This window comes from Bradyrhizobium sp. NAS80.1 (genome assembly GCF_001908205.1).
GTDB lineage: Bacteria > Pseudomonadota > Alphaproteobacteria > Rhizobiales > Xanthobacteraceae > Bradyrhizobium.
Map to the genome: position 1 here is coordinate 96493 of NZ_LGHL01000026.1, position 15575 is coordinate 112067.

Consider the following 15575-nt stretch of genomic DNA (forward strand, 5'->3'; position numbering starts at 1 on the left):
ATGTCAATGACATGAGCGCGGAGCGACCGGCCTTCTCACGCCCGTCCCCCCGTTGCTATCGTCAACAAAAGAAGCAGCGGGATGGAAACGACATGCAGGGCCCTGAGGACGATGCCGGCCTCACCGGCAAGGTTGCGCTGATCAGTGGCGGCGGCGCCGCGGGCGACGGGATCGGCAACGGCCGCGCCGCAGCAATCCTGCTGGCCCGTGCCGGAGCCAAGGTGCTGGTGGCCGATCGCGACCTCAAGCTCGCCGAACGCACGGTGGAGATGATCGTCGCCGAAGGCGGCACGGCCGCTGCCCACGGCGGTGACGTCACCAGCGAGGCTGACTGCGAGAGGTTGGTCCAGGCCGCACTCGACCGCTGGGGCCGGCTCGATTTCCTCGACAACAATGTCGGCATCGGCAGCCGCGGTAGCGTCGTCGACGAGGCGCCCGAGCAGTATCGCCGCGTCATGCAGGTCAATGTCGAGACTATGTTCCTGCTGTCGAAGCACGCGATCCCCGCCATGATCAAGACCGCCAAGGGCGGCGCGATCGTCAACATCTCCTCGATCTCGGCGCTGCGGCCGCGTGGACTAACGACCTACTCGACCTCGAAGGCCGCGATCATCGGCCTCACGCGCGCCATGGCGGTCGATCACGGCCGCGACAACATCCGCGTCAACTGCATCTGCCCAGGACCGATGTACACGCCGATGGTCCATGCCCGCGGCATGAGCGAGCAGGCGCGCGCCAACCGCGCTAAAGCTTCGCTGCTGAAGACAGAAGGCACCGGCTGGGACGTCGGCCATGCCGTCAAATTCCTGCTCAGCAATTTTGCGCGCTACATCACCGGCCAGGTGCTGGTGGTCGACGGCGGCGTGACGCTGCAGGCACCGGAACGCGAGTCACAAGAACACTAGCAGAAGGAAACACGGGGATGGCCCGCCTGCCCTATCTCGAGGCCGACCAGGTCGCGCCCGAATATCGCGAGATGCTCAAGCGCAACACCAACCTGCACAAGCTCCTGGTCAACTCACCGGAGATGGCGCGCGCCTTCAACGGCATCGGCGGCTACATCCGCTTCAAGAGCAAGCTCGACCCGCGCCTGCGGGAGCTCGCGATCCTCCAGGTCGGCTGGATGGAGAAGTCGGAATACGAGTTCACCCATCATGTGAAGATCGGCAAGGAGTTCGGTGTCACCGACGAGGACATTGCGGGCCTGATGGCGGAGACCGAAGGCAAGCCGTCGAAGCTTGAGCCATTGGCCAGAGCGATCCTGAAAGGCGCCCGCGAGATGGTCCGCGAGCTTGCGATGTCCGATGCGACCTTCGCCGAGATCAAGCAGCACCTCTCCGACGAGCACATGGTCGACCTCGTCCTGACCATTGCCTTCTATTGCGGCGTGGTGCGCGTGCTCGCCACCATGACGATCGACAACGAGTCTTATTACAAAGAGGTACTCCAGCAGTACCCGATCCCGGGAGTGAACTGACATGCGCTTGAAGGACAAGGTTGCTATCGTCGTCGGCGCCGGCCAGAGCCCCGGCGAAGGCATGGGCAATGGCCGCGCCACGGCGCTGACCTTCGCGCGCGAGGGCGCAAAGGTGCTGTGCGTGGACCATCACCTGGAGTCGGCGCAGGAGACCGTCGCGATGATCGCGGCGAAGCAAGGCACCGCCGCAGCCTTCAAGGCCGACGTGACCAGTTCAGCCGACATCAAGGCGATGGTGGCGGATGCCAGGGCGCGCTGGGGCCGGATCGACGTGCTGCACAACAATGTCGGCGTCAGCCTGTCCGGCGGCGATGCCGAGCTGCTTCAGCTCACCGAAGAAGCGTTCGACCGCGTCGTCGCCATCAATCTGAAGAGCTGCATCATGGCGGCGAAAGAGGTGATCCCGATCATGCGCGCGCAGAAAAGCGGCGCCATCATCAACATCTCCTCGATGGCGGCAATCACCACCTATCCCTACGTCGGCTACAAGGCGACGAAATCGGCGATGATCGCCTTCACCGAACAGCTCGCCTACCAGAACGCTGAATACGGCATCCGCGCCAACGTCATCCTGCCCGGCCTGATGAACACGCCGATGGCCGTCGATACCCGCGCCCGCGAATGGCACAAGACCCGCGCCGAAGTCGAAGCCGAACGCGACAGCAAGGTGCCGCTGCGCAAGAAGATGGGCACCGGATGGGACGTCGCGAATGCCGCCCTGTTCCTGGCCTCGGATGAAGCGAATTTCATCACGGGCGTGACGCTGCCGGTGGATGGCGGAGCGAGCGTGCGACGGGGGTAAGTCCTCTCCCTCTCCCAGTTCTTACGGGGAGAGGCGAAGGCGGCGACAACCGTCACTGATGCGTCACCCGCCAGATCGTGCCGTTGCCATCTTCCGACACCAGCAGCGATCCGTCTTTCGCCACCGCTACTCCAACCGGCCGCCCCCCACACCTCCGCGTCGCTCACGACGAAGCCCGTGACGAAATCCTCGTACTCGCCCGTCGGCTTGCCGTCCTTCATCCGGATGCGGATCACCTTGTAGCCGGTGCGCTTCGACCGGTTCCAGGAACCGTGCTCGGCGGCGAAGGCGTCGCCCTGGTACTCCGACGGAAACTGCGTGCCCTGATAGAAGGTCATGCCGAGCGACGCCGAGTGCGGCTGCACCAGCACGTCCGGCACCGTCACCTTGTCCTTCAGATCCGGCCGCGCGCCGGCATGGCGCGGGTCCTCGTTGCCGCCGATATAGAACCACGGCCAGCCGTAGAACGCGCCTTCCCTCACGCTCGTCACGTAGTCGGGCACGAGATCGTCGCCAAGGCCGTCGCGTTCGTTGGTCGAGCACCAGGGCAGGCCCGTCTGCGGCTGGATCGCGAGGCCGACGCAGTTGCGGATGCCGGTAGCATAGATCTTCCGCTCCTTGCCATCAGGGTTGAAGGCCAGCACGGTGGCGCGCTCGCTCTCGCTGGCCCAGGCTGCGCCAAGCGGCTGCTTCTTTGACCAGGCCTCCTGTCCGCCCGGGGGCGTGCCTATGCCTTCGGCGACGTTGCTCAGCGAGCCGACCGAGACCAGCATGCGCTTGTTGTCCGGCGTGAAGACGATGTCGCGGGTGGAATGGCCGCCGTCATGCGGCAGGCTTGCCACGATCGTCTCGGCCTTGCCGCGCGCCTTCAGATCGCCGGCCTGGTAGGGAAAGCGGACGACGCTGTCGGTGTTGGCGACGTACACCCATTGCGGATTGTCACCGGTCGGAAAGAAGGCGATGCCGAACGGCTGCCTCAGGCCGCTGGCAAACACCTCATTGGTCGCGACCTTGCCGCCCTCGCCGGCGCGAAGCACGCGGATGGTGCCAGCCCGCGTCTCCGCAACGAAGACGTCGCCGTTCGGCGCACCCCTCACGATGCGCGGCGCGTGCAAACCCTGCGCGAACAGCTCGATCTTGAATCCTGTCGGCACCTGAAGCGCGGCCTCCGGCGGACGCGGCACCACACGCGGGAATCTTGCAACCGATGGCGTGGCATTGGGTCTGGCGAGATCCTGCGGTCGGATCAGCCTGACCGTGCCCGGCTTGTCGGCTCGCCAATCACCGTAGGCGTCCTTGCCCTGCAGCACCGGCTCGGCCTGCGCACAGGTCGCAACCGCGGCGAACAATCCCGCGGCCATCATCACGGACGAAATCCTGTTCTTCACGTCGTCCTTCCTCCGGCCTCCACGTGTCGCTCGTCAACGCCGATCGACCCGCAAACGTTCTGCGACAGGCCAAACGCCTGCCGAGTCCCACGTCATCTCATGCCCGCACGATGTGCATCAGGCGCGGTCCATCGTACTGGAAAATGCGGCTGATCGGTGCGACACATTGTAAGGGCACGGCCGCCGCTTGCGGTCATCAAAGCTGCGGCATTGGCGTCGCAATTGATGGAGTGATTATGTGGGGATCCATCATTTCGGAATGGGCGAGCCTGCTGCTCCGCTGGCTGCATGTGGTAGCCGCGATCGCCTGGATCGGCAGTTCCTTCTACTTCATCCATCTCGATCTCAGCCTGCAACCGAAAGCTGACCTGCCGAATGGCGTGCAGGGCGAGGCCTGGCAGGTCCATGGTGGCGGCTTCTACCGGATCATGAAATATCTGGTCGCGCCGAGCCAGATGCCGGAGGAGCTCACCTGGTTCAAATCAGAGGCCTACACCACCTGGCTGTCCGGCTTCGCGCTTATGGTGGTTGTGTACTATCTCGACGCCGATCTATTCCTGGTCGACAAGTCGATCCTCGATCTGACGCCGGTCCAGGCGGGGCTGTTCAGCTTCTGCAGTTTGGCGCTGGCGTGGCTGCTCTACGAGGCCGCCTGCCGCACCGGGCTTGCACAGCGCGAGCTGCCCTTCGCCATCGGCGGCTATCTGTTCCTGGTCGCGCTGACCTACGCCTTCACCCATGTGCTGAGCGGACGCGGCGCCTTCAACCAGATCGGGGCGATCATCGGCACCATCATGGTCGCCAACGTTTTTGCCGTGATCATTCCGAACCAGAAGAAGATCGTCGCTAGCCTGATCGCGGGACAGGCACCCGAGCCGAAACTCGGCAAGACCAGCAAGGAGCGCTCGGTCCACAACAACTACCTGACACTCCCCGTGGTCGTGCTGATGATCAGCAACCACTATCCCCTGCTCTACGCCACCCGCTTCAACTGGATCATCGTCGCGATCGTGCTGGCGATGGGGCCGGTGATCCGCCATTTCTTCAACGAGCGCCATGCCGGGCGCAAGTCGCCGTGGTGGGTGTGGGGCGTCGCCGCCGTGGGAGCGATCGCGATCTGCCTGCTCTCCGCGGCGGGCCCGCGCGAGGTGACGACAAGCGCGCTGTCGGCGCCGCCGACGCTCGCCAATGTCGAGGAAATCGTGATGTCCCGCTGTAGCATGTGCCATGCGGCCGAGCCAGTCTGGGCCGGCATCGTGACTGCGCCGAAGGGCATTCTGCTCGATGCGCCCGCGCATATCCAACGCAACATCCGCCTGATCGGCCGCGTCGCCGCCTGGTCCGCTGCAATGCCGCCGGGCAACATCACCGAGATGACCAGCAAGGAGCGCGCCATCCTCGCCGCCTATATCGAGCAGACTCGCTAACGCCATCACGCGTCGACGCCGCGTTTCGCGGAATGAAATTCCGCATTTCCCGCTGATTTGAAAATGACTTGATCGCCTATCCGTCGTAGACAGGACCAGCGGCCGCTGCCGCGCTCCAGTCAGTTTGAATTCGGGGAAAGAACAGTGGCCCTCAAGAACGTCATCGGTATCGACCACGCCGTGGTCATGGTTCAGGACCTCGACAAGGCCGCCGAGAATTATCGGCAACTCGGCTTCACCGTCTCGCCGCGCGGCACCCACAGCGCGCATATGGGCTCCGGCAACTATACCATCATGTTCGACCCGGACTACATGGAGCTGCTCGGCGTGCTCTCCCCGACCGAGCACAATGCGCCGGCGCGCGCCTTCCTCGACAAGCGCGGCGAAGGCATCGAGCGGATCGCCTTCACCGCTGTCGATTCCGCCGCCGGTGCTGAGGAGATCCGTGCGCGGGGCCTCACGCCGATCGGCCCGACCGATTTCGAACGGCCCGTCACGTTGCCGAACGGCTCGGTCTCGGCGGCAAAGTTCCGCACCTTCATGTGGCCGACCGCGGAGGCGCCAGGCGGCGTACGCATCTTCGCTTGCCAACACAAAACGCGCGAAACGGTTTGGATTCCCGAGCTCATGAAGCACGCCAATGCGGCGAAGCGGATCAAGCAGGCGCTGATCGCAACGCCCGAGCCTACGAAGGAAGCTGCGCATCTGAGCCGGCTGATCGACCGCGAGCCGAAGACCGACGCCGACGGCGCGGTCGCCGTGCCCTCCGGCGGCGATCGCGCCGACTTCGTCTATCTGACGCTGGACCAGCTCGGCAAACGTTATCCCGGTGTGCCGCTCGCAGGTCTGTCCGAGCGCGGTGGTGCGGCGCTGGTGCTCGTGAGCGGCGATCTGACGGCGACCGAGAAGGCGCTCGGCCCCACCGCCATCCGCAGCGGGACCGCCATCTGCGTACCGCCGGCCAAGGCCAACGGCACCCTGCTCGCCTTCGTTACCGGCTGATTTTAACTAATTCTTTAACAGGCGTTTACCCGGCGGCTCTAGGATTTACGGCTGTTCACGCCGCCTTGGGGCCAAGCGCATGTTTAAAGAGGGGTCGCCGATCGCCTATGACGCGCCGGCCGAACTGAAGAAGTGGCCGTCGCTAAAGGGCCAGAGGCAAAAGGACAGAGGTCCGCCCTATCTCGTCTACAACGGCACGCTCGCCGACTGCGTCCGCGAGCTCATGGGCAAGCCCATCAAAGGCATCTCGCTCTACGACATCATGACGAGGCCGCAACCGGCCTCGACCAGACCGTGCTCTCGCCCGGCGATGCCGCCGAGATCGCGATGCGCAAGGATTTTCCCAAGGATTGAAGCGGAATAGCTTTCGTTGAAACCGATGCGAGCCAGAGCGCCTTTCCCGTAGGGGATGGTGGACCCCAACCGGCGCCCGCGCGCGGCTGGAAAAAGCGCAAAGGCACGCGCCGTCCACGTCGCATCGAGCGAGCGCTAACCGGTCACACCGGCTTCTCGTCGTCGGTCACCGGCGACGTCACCACCAGGAACACGAGATCGGTCAGGCCGGAATTCGAGATCGCGTGCTCGACGCCGGGCGGCAAGAAGATCACGTCGTGCTTCCGCACCACGTGGCTCTTGCCGGCGATCTCCATCAGGCCTTCGCCGTCGAGCACGTGATAGACCTGCTCCTGCACCTTGTGGTGGTGCCGCGCGACATAGGCCATCGGCTGGTACATCGAGATCCGGTAGTCGATGTGGCGCGAGCCCGCCGTCTCCGGCATCACCAGCGGCTTCGACAGCGCGCCGCCGAAATGATTGGGAAATTCGCGCCAGGGCACCTCGGCGATGTTGCGGATGAAGGCGCCGTTGCTCTCCTCGACCATGATCGTGCTCCCTAATTCACCAGCGCGCCGCCGTCGATATAGACGATCGAGCCCGTGGCAAAGCCGTTCGCCATGAAGCTGAGGATCTGCTGGGCGATGTCGTCGGCCATGCCGACACGGCCGACCGGCAGCGCGGCCGCTGTCTTCCCCAGCATCTCCTTCCGCGCCGCTTCCGGCATCGCCGCCCGGATCGGCGTATCGATCACGCCGGGCGACACCGCATTCACGCGTACCGGCGCAAGCTCGAGCGCGAGCGCACGGGCCAGCGATTCCAGCGCCCCGTTTGCCGCACTCACGATCGCCGAATTCGGCCGCGGCCTGATGCTGAGAAAGCCGGTGACGAGCGTCAGCGAGCCGCCCGGACGGATCTCGGCCTCGTGCGCGACGCGCCAGGCGCCCCAGAATTTGCCTTCCATGGTGCCGCGAACGTCCTCCATCGCAACCGTCTTGAACGGTCCGGTGCGAAGCTGCGCAGCGGTGAGCACGACGTGATCGACGGCACCGGTGCGGCGGAACAGATCAGCGACGCTCTGGTCGCTGCGGACATCGGTGGGAATAGCCGTGACTTTCAGACGCTCGGCGACGGGATCGAGCTTCGCGGCGTTGCGCGAGGCGATGATGACGTCCGCGCCCTGGCTCTTGGCGAGTTCTGCCGTAGCAAGCCCGATGCCTGAGGAGCCGCCGACCACGACGACCTTTTTGCCTGCGAGCGTCATTTCCATCTCCCCGATCTTGTCTTGTTTGGTGATTTGCGGGCTTCGGTCAGCCCGGCTGGAAGCGCGTGCCGATGCCGGCCTTGCTCTGGCCGAGGCCCGGCAATTCCCAGACGCCGGCACCGGCCGGATTGACGTCGGCAGCAATGTCGACGTCGATCAGATAGGGCCTGTTGGCGGCGATGCCCTTGCGGATCGCCTCGCCAATGTCGCCGGCGCGATCGACCCGCACGCCCTCGACGCCGCAGGATCGCGCCATCGCGGCGAAATCCGGATTGTAGCGCTCGCCCGTCTCCGGATGCTTGAAGTCGGTCGCAAGTTCGCGCCCGCCGAGATAGCCGCGCTGAAGCCCGCGGATCGAGGCATAGGCGTAATTGTTCCAGACCACCCAGACCACGGGCAGATTGTATTCGACCGCCGTGCCCAGCACGTTGGCATGCATGAAGAAGGCGCCGTCGCCGCACACCGACACGCAAGGGCGATCGGGGGCCGCGAATTTCGCGCCCATCACACCAGCCACGCCAAAGCCCATCGGGCCAAATCCCATCGAGCCGATCAGCGAGTCCGGCCGCTTCGGCTTGCAGAAGCCGAGCAGCCAATTGTGATGCACGCCGATGTCGGAGACGAGGATGGCGTCCTCCGGCAGCGCCTTATCGATCTCGGCCGCCGCACGCTGCGGATTGATCGGTGTGGTGTCGTCGGAGAAGCCGGGTGCGACGAACTTGTCCCACTCCTTGCGATAGCCGTCGATCTGCGCCAGCCACTTCTTGCGGGCGTCGGACTTCTTGAAGAGGTTGTCACGGCGGTCGAGCTCCGCATGCACCTGGCGCAGGAAGGTGCGAACGTCGGCCATCAGTCCGAGTGCGACGGGATAGTTGCGGCCGATCTCCTCTGGATCGATGTCGACATGGATCAGCTTCGTCGGCGGGATCGTGAAGGAGTAGCCGGGAATCCACGAGCTCGAGGTGCGGTCGTCGAAGCGGACGCCGAGCGCGAGCAGCACGTCGGCCTGGCGCGCGGCGTGATTGGCCTGGTAATGTCCGGCGCGCGCGACGAGGCCGAGTGCGAGCGGATGATTGACGTCGAGCGCGCCGAGCCCGCTCGCGGACGACGCAACCGGGATCTGGAGCCGCTCGGCAAGCTTGCGCAATTCGTCAGCCGCGCCGCCATAGCGCACGCCCTGCCCGACCAGCATGACCGGCCGCTCCGCCGAGAGCAGCATGTCGACCGCCTTCACGACGCCATCAGGATCTGCGCCGCAGCGGCTCGAGATGTTGGCATTCCACTCGATCGCCTTCGGCGCCTCTTCGGCGGCCGATTCCATGAAGACGTCGAAGGGCACGTCGACCACCACTGGTCCGGGCCGCCCCGTGATCATGGTCTTCCAGGCCTGCCGCACCGCGAGCGGCACCATCTCGCCTCGCGTCGGCTGAAACACCTTCTTGCACATGGTGCGCACGGTTGATGGAAAGTCTGCTTGATAGTGCCGGTACATTTCCTGGAACGCGCCGCGATTGAACTGGCTGGTCGGCACGTTGCCGGTGATCGCCATGAACGGCACGGAATCGAGGAAGGCGTTGGCGAGCGAGATCGGCAAGTTCGCCGAGCCCGGTCCACAGGAGGTGAAGGTCGCTGTCGGCCTACCCGAGACGCGGTAATAGACGTCGGCCATAAAGCCCGCGACGCTCTCGTGATGCACGGAGATCGTCTTGATCTCCTGGGAACGCTCGTACAGCGCGTCGATGAACTGGATATTGCCGTGGCCGCACAGCCCGAACACCTGCGGCACCTTCTCCTGGATCAGATAATCGACAATGACCTGGGCGCCATTGAGCATGTTTCGCGACATCAACCGTCTCCCTGCGGCCCGCGACTTCTTATGGACCGCGGCAGAGAACATTGGCGCCGTCGTCGCTGAGCCGCGGCACCCTATTTCTCATAATGCTGTACGTCAATTTATATTGTGATAGGCTGTTAATCTGAGGAAACGCAGGCTGAGCTCCGACGGTCGTGTGGTTGCGTGCTACTGTCGATGCATCGAGTCACGACGGATTTGCCAGAGGGGGCCTTGTCCTTGAGATCGCGTACCAAGCCGACGACCGGTGAAAAGCCAGCAGGCCAGCGCAAGGCCGCGATTGCCAAACTGGTCCCTGCCCCCAGAGCCGATGGAGACGAAGAAGCCGACGACAAGCAGCGCGGCGGCGGCGTTCAGTCACTCGGCCGCGCCTTCTCGATCCTCGAAGAGGTGGCGCGTCATCGCGAAGGGATCGGACTTGCGGAGTTGAGCAAGCTGGTCGGCCTGCACAACTCGACCACCTTTCATCTCGCAAAGACGCTAGTCTCGCTCGGCTACCTCCGGCAGGAGAAGGACAACAAGCGCTACCGCATCGGCCGCCCGTTGTTTGCGCTTGCGGCATCCGCGCTCGACGAGATCGAGATGGTCAATGTCGCGACGCCCGTGCTGGAGGAACTGTCGCGCCAGACCAGCGAAAGCAGCCATTTTGCCGTACGCATGGGCGACGCCGTGATCGTCATCGCGCGCACCAGCGGCCCCGGCGCGTTCCAGCTGACCGACCGCGTCGGCGTTGTGCGCCCCGCCCATTGCACCGCGCTCGGCAAGATCATTCTGGCATCGCTGCGGCCCGAACAGCTCAAGCGGTTCCTCGATCGCGCGGAACTGAAGCCGTCGACGCCAAAATCCATCACCGACGCCGGCATGCTCATGCGCGAGATCGCCGAGGTGCAGCGCACCGGTGTTGCCTTCGATGACGGCGAGTTCAATCCGGAAGTGCGTTGCGTCGCCGTACCTGTGACCGATTTCACCGGGCAAGTGATCGGCGCCCTCGGCATTTCCGGGCCGATCTGGCGGCTCTCCAACCAGGCGCTTCACGCCGGCGCGCAAGTCGTGCAGGCCGCCGCCGACCGCCTGTCGGTTGAATTCGGCGCCAAGGACCGGGCGCACAAGGCGCTCACGCAGAAGGCCTGAGCCGCAACTCAAGCGGCGATCTTGCCGGTTGACACCCGCGACGGCGTTCGAGATTATCCTCCAGCATTAGAAAAACGTCTCTCACAATCCCGGATATCCGGTTTTGAAAGGGAGACACACGATGCACCCGGGGAGGAGACAAGGATGATCCGCACCAGCCGACGGACGTTGTTACGGACAGGCGCTGCCTTCGCTGGCGCGTCCGCACTTGGGTTTCCGGCAATCGTGAGGGCGCAAGCCGAGAAGATCCGGATCGGGCACCTGACGCCGCTCACGGGCTTTCTCGGCGTGATCGGCAGCTACGCCCAGCTCGGTGTGAGGCTCGCAGCGGAAGAGATCAACCAGTCCGGCGGCATCCTCGGCAAGCAGATCGACCTGCTCTCCGAAGACTCGATCAACCCGGCGACGGCGGCGACAAAGGCGCAGCGCATGCTCGAGCAGGACGGCGCTGTGGTGCTGCTCGGCGAAATCTCGTCGGCGTCCGCGCTCACCATCATGCAGGTCGCCGAGCGCAACAAGAAGGTGTTCTTCTCCACCGGCGCGCGGTCGGACGCGCTGCGCGGCAAGAATTGCAACAAGTACTCGTTCCACTGCGACATCCCGAACACCGTGATGGTCAACGCGGTCGGCACCGCACTGTCGCAGAAGGGTATGGTGAAGGGCAAGAAGTTCTTCACGCTCACCGCCGACTACATCTTCGGCCATGATCTGCTGAAGGCCGCCAAAGGGTTCTTCGGCGCGCACGATGCGAACCTCATCGGTGACGAATTGATCGCGACCGACGTCACCGATTTCAGCCCGTATCTACTGAAGGTGCGGCAGGCCAAGCCCGATGTGGTCTGCTGCAACCTCGCCGGCAACCAGGTGACCAACCTCGTCAAGCAATATGCCGAGTTCGGCTTCCCCTACCCGCTGGTCGGCTTCAACCTCAACACCGGCGATGCCTGGGCCGCGGGCGCCGGCAATCTCAGCGGCACCTGGCCGACGGTCTGGTATCACACGCTGAACAATCCGACGTCACAGGCTTTCGTCGCGGCCTTCACGAAGAAGCACGGCAAGCCGCCGGAGAACCATGCCTGGATCGACTACATCACGCTGAAGCTGCTCGCCGAGGCGATCAACACGACCAAGTCGACCGATAGCAATGAGCTGATCGCCTATTTCGATAAGCAGACCCAGTTCGACATCGGCAAGGCGCGCAAGGCCTATTTCCGCTCCTGGGATCATCAGCTGGTGCAGGAGGCCTATCCGTTCACGGTGAAGCCGAAGGACCAGATGAAGGACCAGTGGGACATGCTGGTGCTGGGCGATGTGGTGCCGGCGGCGAGCGATCCGCTGGAGTCGATCTATCCGACGAGGGAACAGAATCCCTGCGAGATGAAGGCCTGACCCACGGCGTACGCGTAGCGAAGCCGATTGGCGTCAACGGCGCCGGCCCTGCCGGCGCCGTTCTTTTCAAGGCGATGGACGCAACATGCAGCTCGAGTTCTTGCTGGAACAGGTGATCAATGGCCTCGTGCTCGGAGGCTATTACCTGCTCATCGCGCTCGGGCTGTCGCTGATCTTCTCCGTCGGCGGCATCGTCAACCTCGCGCACGGCGCCTTCTACGCGCTCGGCGCCTATGTCTGCGTCGAGCTGACGACGCGGCTCGGCTTCGGCGCCTCCGTTGCGATCTCGCCGTTCGCGGTCGCCCTGCTCGGCATCCTCTTCGAGCGCTTCATCCTGCGTCGCTTCTACGCCGCTGACCCGATCCTGAGCCTGCTCGTGACCTTCGGCCTTGCGATGGTCGCAGAACAGGCGATCCGCATGATCTGGGGCGCAGCTCCCGTCTCGACCGAGATCCCACAGAGCTTTCGCGGCTCGGTCATCGTCGGCGACTTCCTGTTCTCGCGCTATCGCCTCCTGATCCTGGCCGTCGTCGCTGTGGTGCTGCTCGGAATCTGGCTCTTGCTGCAAAAGACCTCGTTCGGACGCGTGGTGCGCGCCGGCATCCAGCGGCCCGACATGGTTGCCGCCCTCGGCATCCGCCTCCAGCCCTACATGACCGCGATCGTGATGCTGGGCGTCGGCATGGCCGCGCTCGGCGGCGCCTTCTTCGCGCCGATCACCACCGTGCATCCGGCGATGGGCGCCGAGATCATGACGGTGGCTTTCGTCGTCGTCGTGATCGGCGGCCTCGGCAGCTTCTGGGGCGTCGTCATCGCCGCCCTCCTCGTCGGCGTGGTGCGCGGCATCGCCATCCATTTCGAGCCGGCAGCGGGTGAAGCCTCGATCTACATCCTGATGTTCCTGGTGCTGCTGGTGCGCCCGCGCGGCCTGCTCGGCGAACGCATCGAGAAGTTCGAATGAGAAGCGCTTCCGCCATCGACAGACTGAAGCCGCTGCTGATCGCGACCATCGCGATCATCGCGCTCCCCTTCCTGCTGAAGGCGTTCGGCCTGTCGCTCAACACCGGCACCTGGATCGTCGGGCTTGCGGTCGCGACGATGGGGCTCAACCTCTGCATCGGCTATACCGGCCTCGTCTCGTTCGGCCACAGCGCCTGGTTCGGCATCGGCGCCTATGCCGCCGGCCTGATCCAGCTGCGATTCTTCCCCGGCCAGATCTGGCTGCCGTTGCTCGGATCGATGGTCGTCGTCGCGATCGCATCGACCGTGATCGGCATGCTGATCCTGCGCCGGCGCGGCGTGTACTTCTCGCTGCTGACGCTGGCTCTCGCCGCGCTCGTCTACACCACCGCTTTCCGCTGGACGAGCCTCACCGGCGGCGAGGACGGACTCGGCGGGCTGAAGCGCGGCGACATCGGACCGATCAGCCTCGACAACGCACTCAACTATTACGTGGTGGTCGCGGCGATCGGGCTCGCCGTGCTCTATGTGCTGATGCGCCTCGTGCGCTCGCCCTTCGGGCGCGTGCTGGTCGCGATCCGCGAGAACCAGCTGCGCGCGAGCTTTCAGGGCTATCCGGTCGAGCGCTACAAGCTCGCGGTATTCGTGATCTCAGCCATCATCACGGGCCTCGCCGGCGCGCTGATCGCGTTCCTGAACTATCTCGTCTCGGCTGAAGCCGTCTCGGTGCCGTTCGCCGGCGAGCTGCTGGCGATGGTGGTCATCGGCGGCATGCGCAGCCTGCTCGGGCCCGCGCTTGGCGCGCTGTTCTTCATCCTCTTCCGCGAGCTGTTCTCGATCTGGACGTCGGACTGGCTGTTCTGGTTCGGCCTCACCTTCGTGGCCTTCGTGATGTATTCGCCCGGCGGCCTTGTCGGCATCGGTTCGCTGATCATGCGCCGTCTCCGCCCTCCCGCGGAGGAAACGGCTGCGATGAGCCGCCGCAAGATCTATGACGACCTGCCGCTGCCTGACTTCCTGCGGCCGGAAGCGCGACAAGGCACCGTGCTCGAGGTCAACGGCGTCTCGCGAAAGTTCGGCGGCATCCGCGCGGTCGAGAATGCCAGCATCACCGTCGCAGCCGGCGAGATCCACGCGCTGATCGGGCCGAACGGCGCCGGCAAGACCACGTTGTTCAACCTGGTCTCCGGCCTCTACGCGCCGGACCGCGGCACGATCCGCCTGCAGGGACGCGACATTGCCGGCGTGCCGGCGAATTTGATTTGCCACCAGGGGCTGGCGCGCTCCTTCCAGATCACCAATCTGTTTCGCGGGCTCACGATCTACGAGAATTTGCGTCTGTCGCTGCAGGCGCGGCGGCCGATGCGCTTCAACATCTGGAACGACATCGACGCATACAAGGAGATCCACGCCGAGACCGCTGCGCTCGTCAAGTTTCTCGGCCTCGAAGGCATCGAGCAAATCGAGGGTGGCGAACTCTCCTATGGCGGGCAGCGGCTGGTCGATCTCGGCATCGCGCTCGGCTCCAAGCCGCAGGTGCTGTTGCTGGATGAGCCGCTCGCAGGGCTTGCCGCGGCGGAGCGCGAGCGCGTCTCCAACCTCGTCAAGAACATCGCGGCCAACATTCCCGTGCTGATCGTCGAGCACGACATCGACCGCGTGCTCGGCTTCTCGCAGGTCGTCACCGTGATGAATCAGGGTGCGGTGCTGATGTCCGACTGCCCTGGGGCGGTGCGGGCTGATCTGCGCGTGCAGGAGATCTACACCGGCAAGGGCATTCCCGCCGTCGAGCACCGGCGCAGCAATGATGCGTCCGGCGGACGCGAGACCGTGCTGCGTCTCGACCGCGTCAACACCTTCTACGGCAAGAGCCACATCCTCAACGACGCCGCGCTCGACGTGCGCGAAGGCGAGATCGTCGCGCTGCTCGGGCGCAACGGCGCCGGCAAATCGACGCTGCTGAAAACGATCGCCGGCCTTGTGCCGGCGGCCTCGGGAACCATCGACTATTGCGGCACGGACATCGCACGCCTTCCGGCCCCCGACATCGCGCGGCGCGGTGTCGGCTACGTGCCGCAGGGCCGCGGGCTGTTCGCCGGCATGACAGTGCGCGAAAACCTCGCGCTCGGGCGCCTGGCGCGCAAGACCGACGGCAGCGACGGCGTCGTCTGGGACGAGGAGCAGATCCTGCACTACTTCCCGCGCCTGAAGGAGCGCATGAACGTCGCGGCTGACTATCTCTCCGGCGGCGAGCAACAGATGGTCGCGGTCGCCCGCGCGATGTCGGGCAATGTGCGCCTCTTGCTGCTCGACGAGCCCTTCGAAGGCCTCGCGCCGGCCGTGACGCTCGAACTCTTCAAGGTGTTCGGCCAGCTTCGCCGCCACATGTCGATCGTCATCGTCGAGCACAATCTCGACCTCGTGCTCGCGCTCGCCGATCGCGTCTTCGCACTCGAACGGGGTGCCGTGTTCCACCAGGGGCCGGCGGCGCCGCTGCTGAACGATCTCGGCTATCGCAAGCAAATCCTGTGGCTTTGATGGAGTCTTGCC

General features: G+C 64.7%; 13 protein-coding genes and 1 pseudogene. 10 read left to right on the forward strand and 4 right to left on the reverse strand.

Annotation, left to right across the window (positions count from 1 at the left end):
- Nucleotides 1–92 precede the first annotated feature (92 nt).
- Genes AC629_RS06905 through AC629_RS06915 form a run of 3 tightly spaced genes read left to right on the forward strand, consistent with a single transcriptional unit; the run spans nucleotide 93 to nucleotide 2279 of the window.
- Nucleotides 93–905, forward strand: coding sequence for an SDR family NAD(P)-dependent oxidoreductase (locus tag AC629_RS06905; RefSeq protein ID WP_084803982.1), 813 nt, complete (start codon nucleotides 93–95; stop codon nucleotides 903–905).
- Nucleotides 906–922: 17 nt separating this feature from the next.
- Nucleotides 923–1477 carry a carboxymuconolactone decarboxylase family protein gene (locus AC629_RS06910; RefSeq protein WP_084803983.1) on the forward strand — a complete coding sequence of 185 codons (555 nt, stop codon included), beginning with the start codon at nucleotides 923–925 and terminating at the stop codon, nucleotides 1475–1477.
- 1 nt (nucleotide 1478) lies between these two features.
- Nucleotides 1479–2279 carry an SDR family NAD(P)-dependent oxidoreductase gene (locus tag AC629_RS06915; RefSeq protein ID WP_084803984.1) on the forward strand — a complete coding sequence of 267 codons (801 nt, stop codon included), beginning with the start codon at nucleotides 1479–1481 and terminating at the stop codon, nucleotides 2277–2279.
- A gap of 52 nt (nucleotides 2280–2331) precedes the next feature.
- On the opposite strand, the pseudogene AC629_RS06920 reads toward AC629_RS06915, so the two are convergent.
- A pseudogene (locus AC629_RS06920) lies at nucleotides 2332–3667 on the reverse strand (PQQ-dependent sugar dehydrogenase).
- A gap of 236 nt (nucleotides 3668–3903) precedes the next feature.
- On the opposite strand from AC629_RS06920, the gene AC629_RS06925 reads away from it, so the two are divergent.
- From AC629_RS06925 to AC629_RS06935, 3 genes are all read left to right on the forward strand, one after another.
- Entirely contained in the window at nucleotides 3904–5094 is a 1191-nt protein-coding gene (locus AC629_RS06925) for a urate hydroxylase PuuD (RefSeq protein WP_084803985.1), read from the forward strand.
- A 144-nt stretch (nucleotides 5095–5238) separates the two neighbouring features.
- Nucleotides 5239–6096 carry a VOC family protein gene (locus AC629_RS06930; protein WP_084803986.1) on the forward strand — a complete coding sequence of 286 codons (858 nt, stop codon included), beginning with the start codon at nucleotides 5239–5241 and terminating at the stop codon, nucleotides 6094–6096.
- Between the two features lie 79 nt (nucleotides 6097–6175).
- Nucleotides 6176–6460, forward strand: a complete 285-nt coding sequence (locus tag AC629_RS06935) for a hypothetical protein (protein WP_245331735.1) — start codon at nucleotides 6176–6178, stop codon at nucleotides 6458–6460.
- A gap of 133 nt (nucleotides 6461–6593) precedes the next feature.
- Here AC629_RS06935 and AC629_RS06940 read toward each other — a convergent pair whose 3' ends face one another.
- From AC629_RS06940 to AC629_RS06950, 3 genes are read right to left on the reverse strand one after another with little or no spacing between them, the layout of a single operon-like run.
- Entirely contained in the window at nucleotides 6594–6977 is a 384-nt protein-coding gene (locus tag AC629_RS06940) for a cupin domain-containing protein (protein WP_084803987.1), read from the reverse strand.
- Between the two features lie 11 nt (nucleotides 6978–6988).
- A complete protein-coding gene (locus tag AC629_RS06945) occupies nucleotides 6989–7693 on the reverse strand; it encodes an SDR family oxidoreductase (RefSeq protein WP_084804004.1) in 705 nt (234 codons plus the stop codon).
- Between the two features lie 46 nt (nucleotides 7694–7739).
- Complete coding sequence (locus AC629_RS06950; protein WP_084803988.1) at nucleotides 7740–9539, reverse strand: thiamine pyrophosphate-binding protein; 1800 nt, start codon at nucleotides 9537–9539, stop codon at nucleotides 7740–7742.
- 225 nt (nucleotides 9540–9764) lie between these two features.
- Between AC629_RS06950 and AC629_RS06955 the strand changes: the two genes are divergently transcribed.
- The 4 genes from AC629_RS06955 to AC629_RS06970 all read left to right on the forward strand — a co-directional run bounded on the left by AC629_RS06955 (nucleotide 9765) and on the right by AC629_RS06970 (nucleotide 15563).
- Nucleotides 9765–10676, forward strand: coding sequence for an IclR family transcriptional regulator (locus tag AC629_RS06955; protein ID WP_084803989.1), 912 nt, complete (start codon nucleotides 9765–9767; stop codon nucleotides 10674–10676).
- Nucleotides 10677–10820: 144 nt separating this feature from the next.
- Entirely contained in the window at nucleotides 10821–12065 is a 1245-nt protein-coding gene (locus AC629_RS06960) for an ABC transporter substrate-binding protein (protein ID WP_084803990.1), read from the forward strand.
- An 85-nt stretch (nucleotides 12066–12150) separates the two neighbouring features.
- Nucleotides 12151–13026, forward strand: coding sequence for a branched-chain amino acid ABC transporter permease (locus tag AC629_RS06965; RefSeq protein WP_084803991.1), 876 nt, complete (start codon nucleotides 12151–12153; stop codon nucleotides 13024–13026).
- On the forward strand, nucleotides 13023–15563 hold the full coding sequence (locus AC629_RS06970) for a branched-chain amino acid ABC transporter ATP-binding protein/permease (protein WP_084803992.1): 2541 nt from the start codon (nucleotides 13023–13025) through the stop codon (nucleotides 15561–15563). The genes AC629_RS06965 and AC629_RS06970 overlap by 4 nt, the downstream gene beginning before the upstream one ends.
- The last annotated feature ends 12 nt before the right edge of the window (nucleotides 15564–15575 follow it).

Coding starts and splice junctions, on each gene's coding strand:
- AC629_RS06915 (WP_084803984.1), top strand. CDS start 1,479: ATGCGCTTGAAGGACAAGGTTGCTATCGTCGTCGGCGCCGGCCAGAGC.
- AC629_RS06950 (WP_084803988.1), bottom strand. CDS start 9,539: ATGTCGCGAAACATGCTCAATGGCGCCCAGGTCATTGTCGATTATCTG.
- AC629_RS06965 (WP_084803991.1), top strand. CDS start 12,151: ATGCAGCTCGAGTTCTTGCTGGAACAGGTGATCAATGGCCTCGTGCTC.
- AC629_RS06960 (WP_084803990.1), top strand. CDS start 10,821: ATGATCCGCACCAGCCGACGGACGTTGTTACGGACAGGCGCTGCCTTC.
- AC629_RS06945 (WP_084804004.1), bottom strand. CDS start 7,693: ATGACGCTCGCAGGCAAAAAGGTCGTCGTGGTCGGCGGCTCCTCAGGC.
- AC629_RS06935 (WP_245331735.1), top strand. CDS start 6,176: ATGTTTAAAGAGGGGTCGCCGATCGCCTATGACGCGCCGGCCGAACTG.
- AC629_RS06940 (WP_084803987.1), bottom strand. CDS start 6,977: ATGGTCGAGGAGAGCAACGGCGCCTTCATCCGCAACATCGCCGAGGTG.
- AC629_RS06910 (WP_084803983.1), top strand. CDS start 923: ATGGCCCGCCTGCCCTATCTCGAGGCCGACCAGGTCGCGCCCGAATAT.
- AC629_RS06970 (WP_084803992.1), top strand. CDS start 13,023: ATGAGAAGCGCTTCCGCCATCGACAGACTGAAGCCGCTGCTGATCGCG.
- AC629_RS06925 (WP_084803985.1), top strand. CDS start 3,904: ATGTGGGGATCCATCATTTCGGAATGGGCGAGCCTGCTGCTCCGCTGG.
- AC629_RS06905 (WP_084803982.1), top strand. CDS start 93: ATGCAGGGCCCTGAGGACGATGCCGGCCTCACCGGCAAGGTTGCGCTG.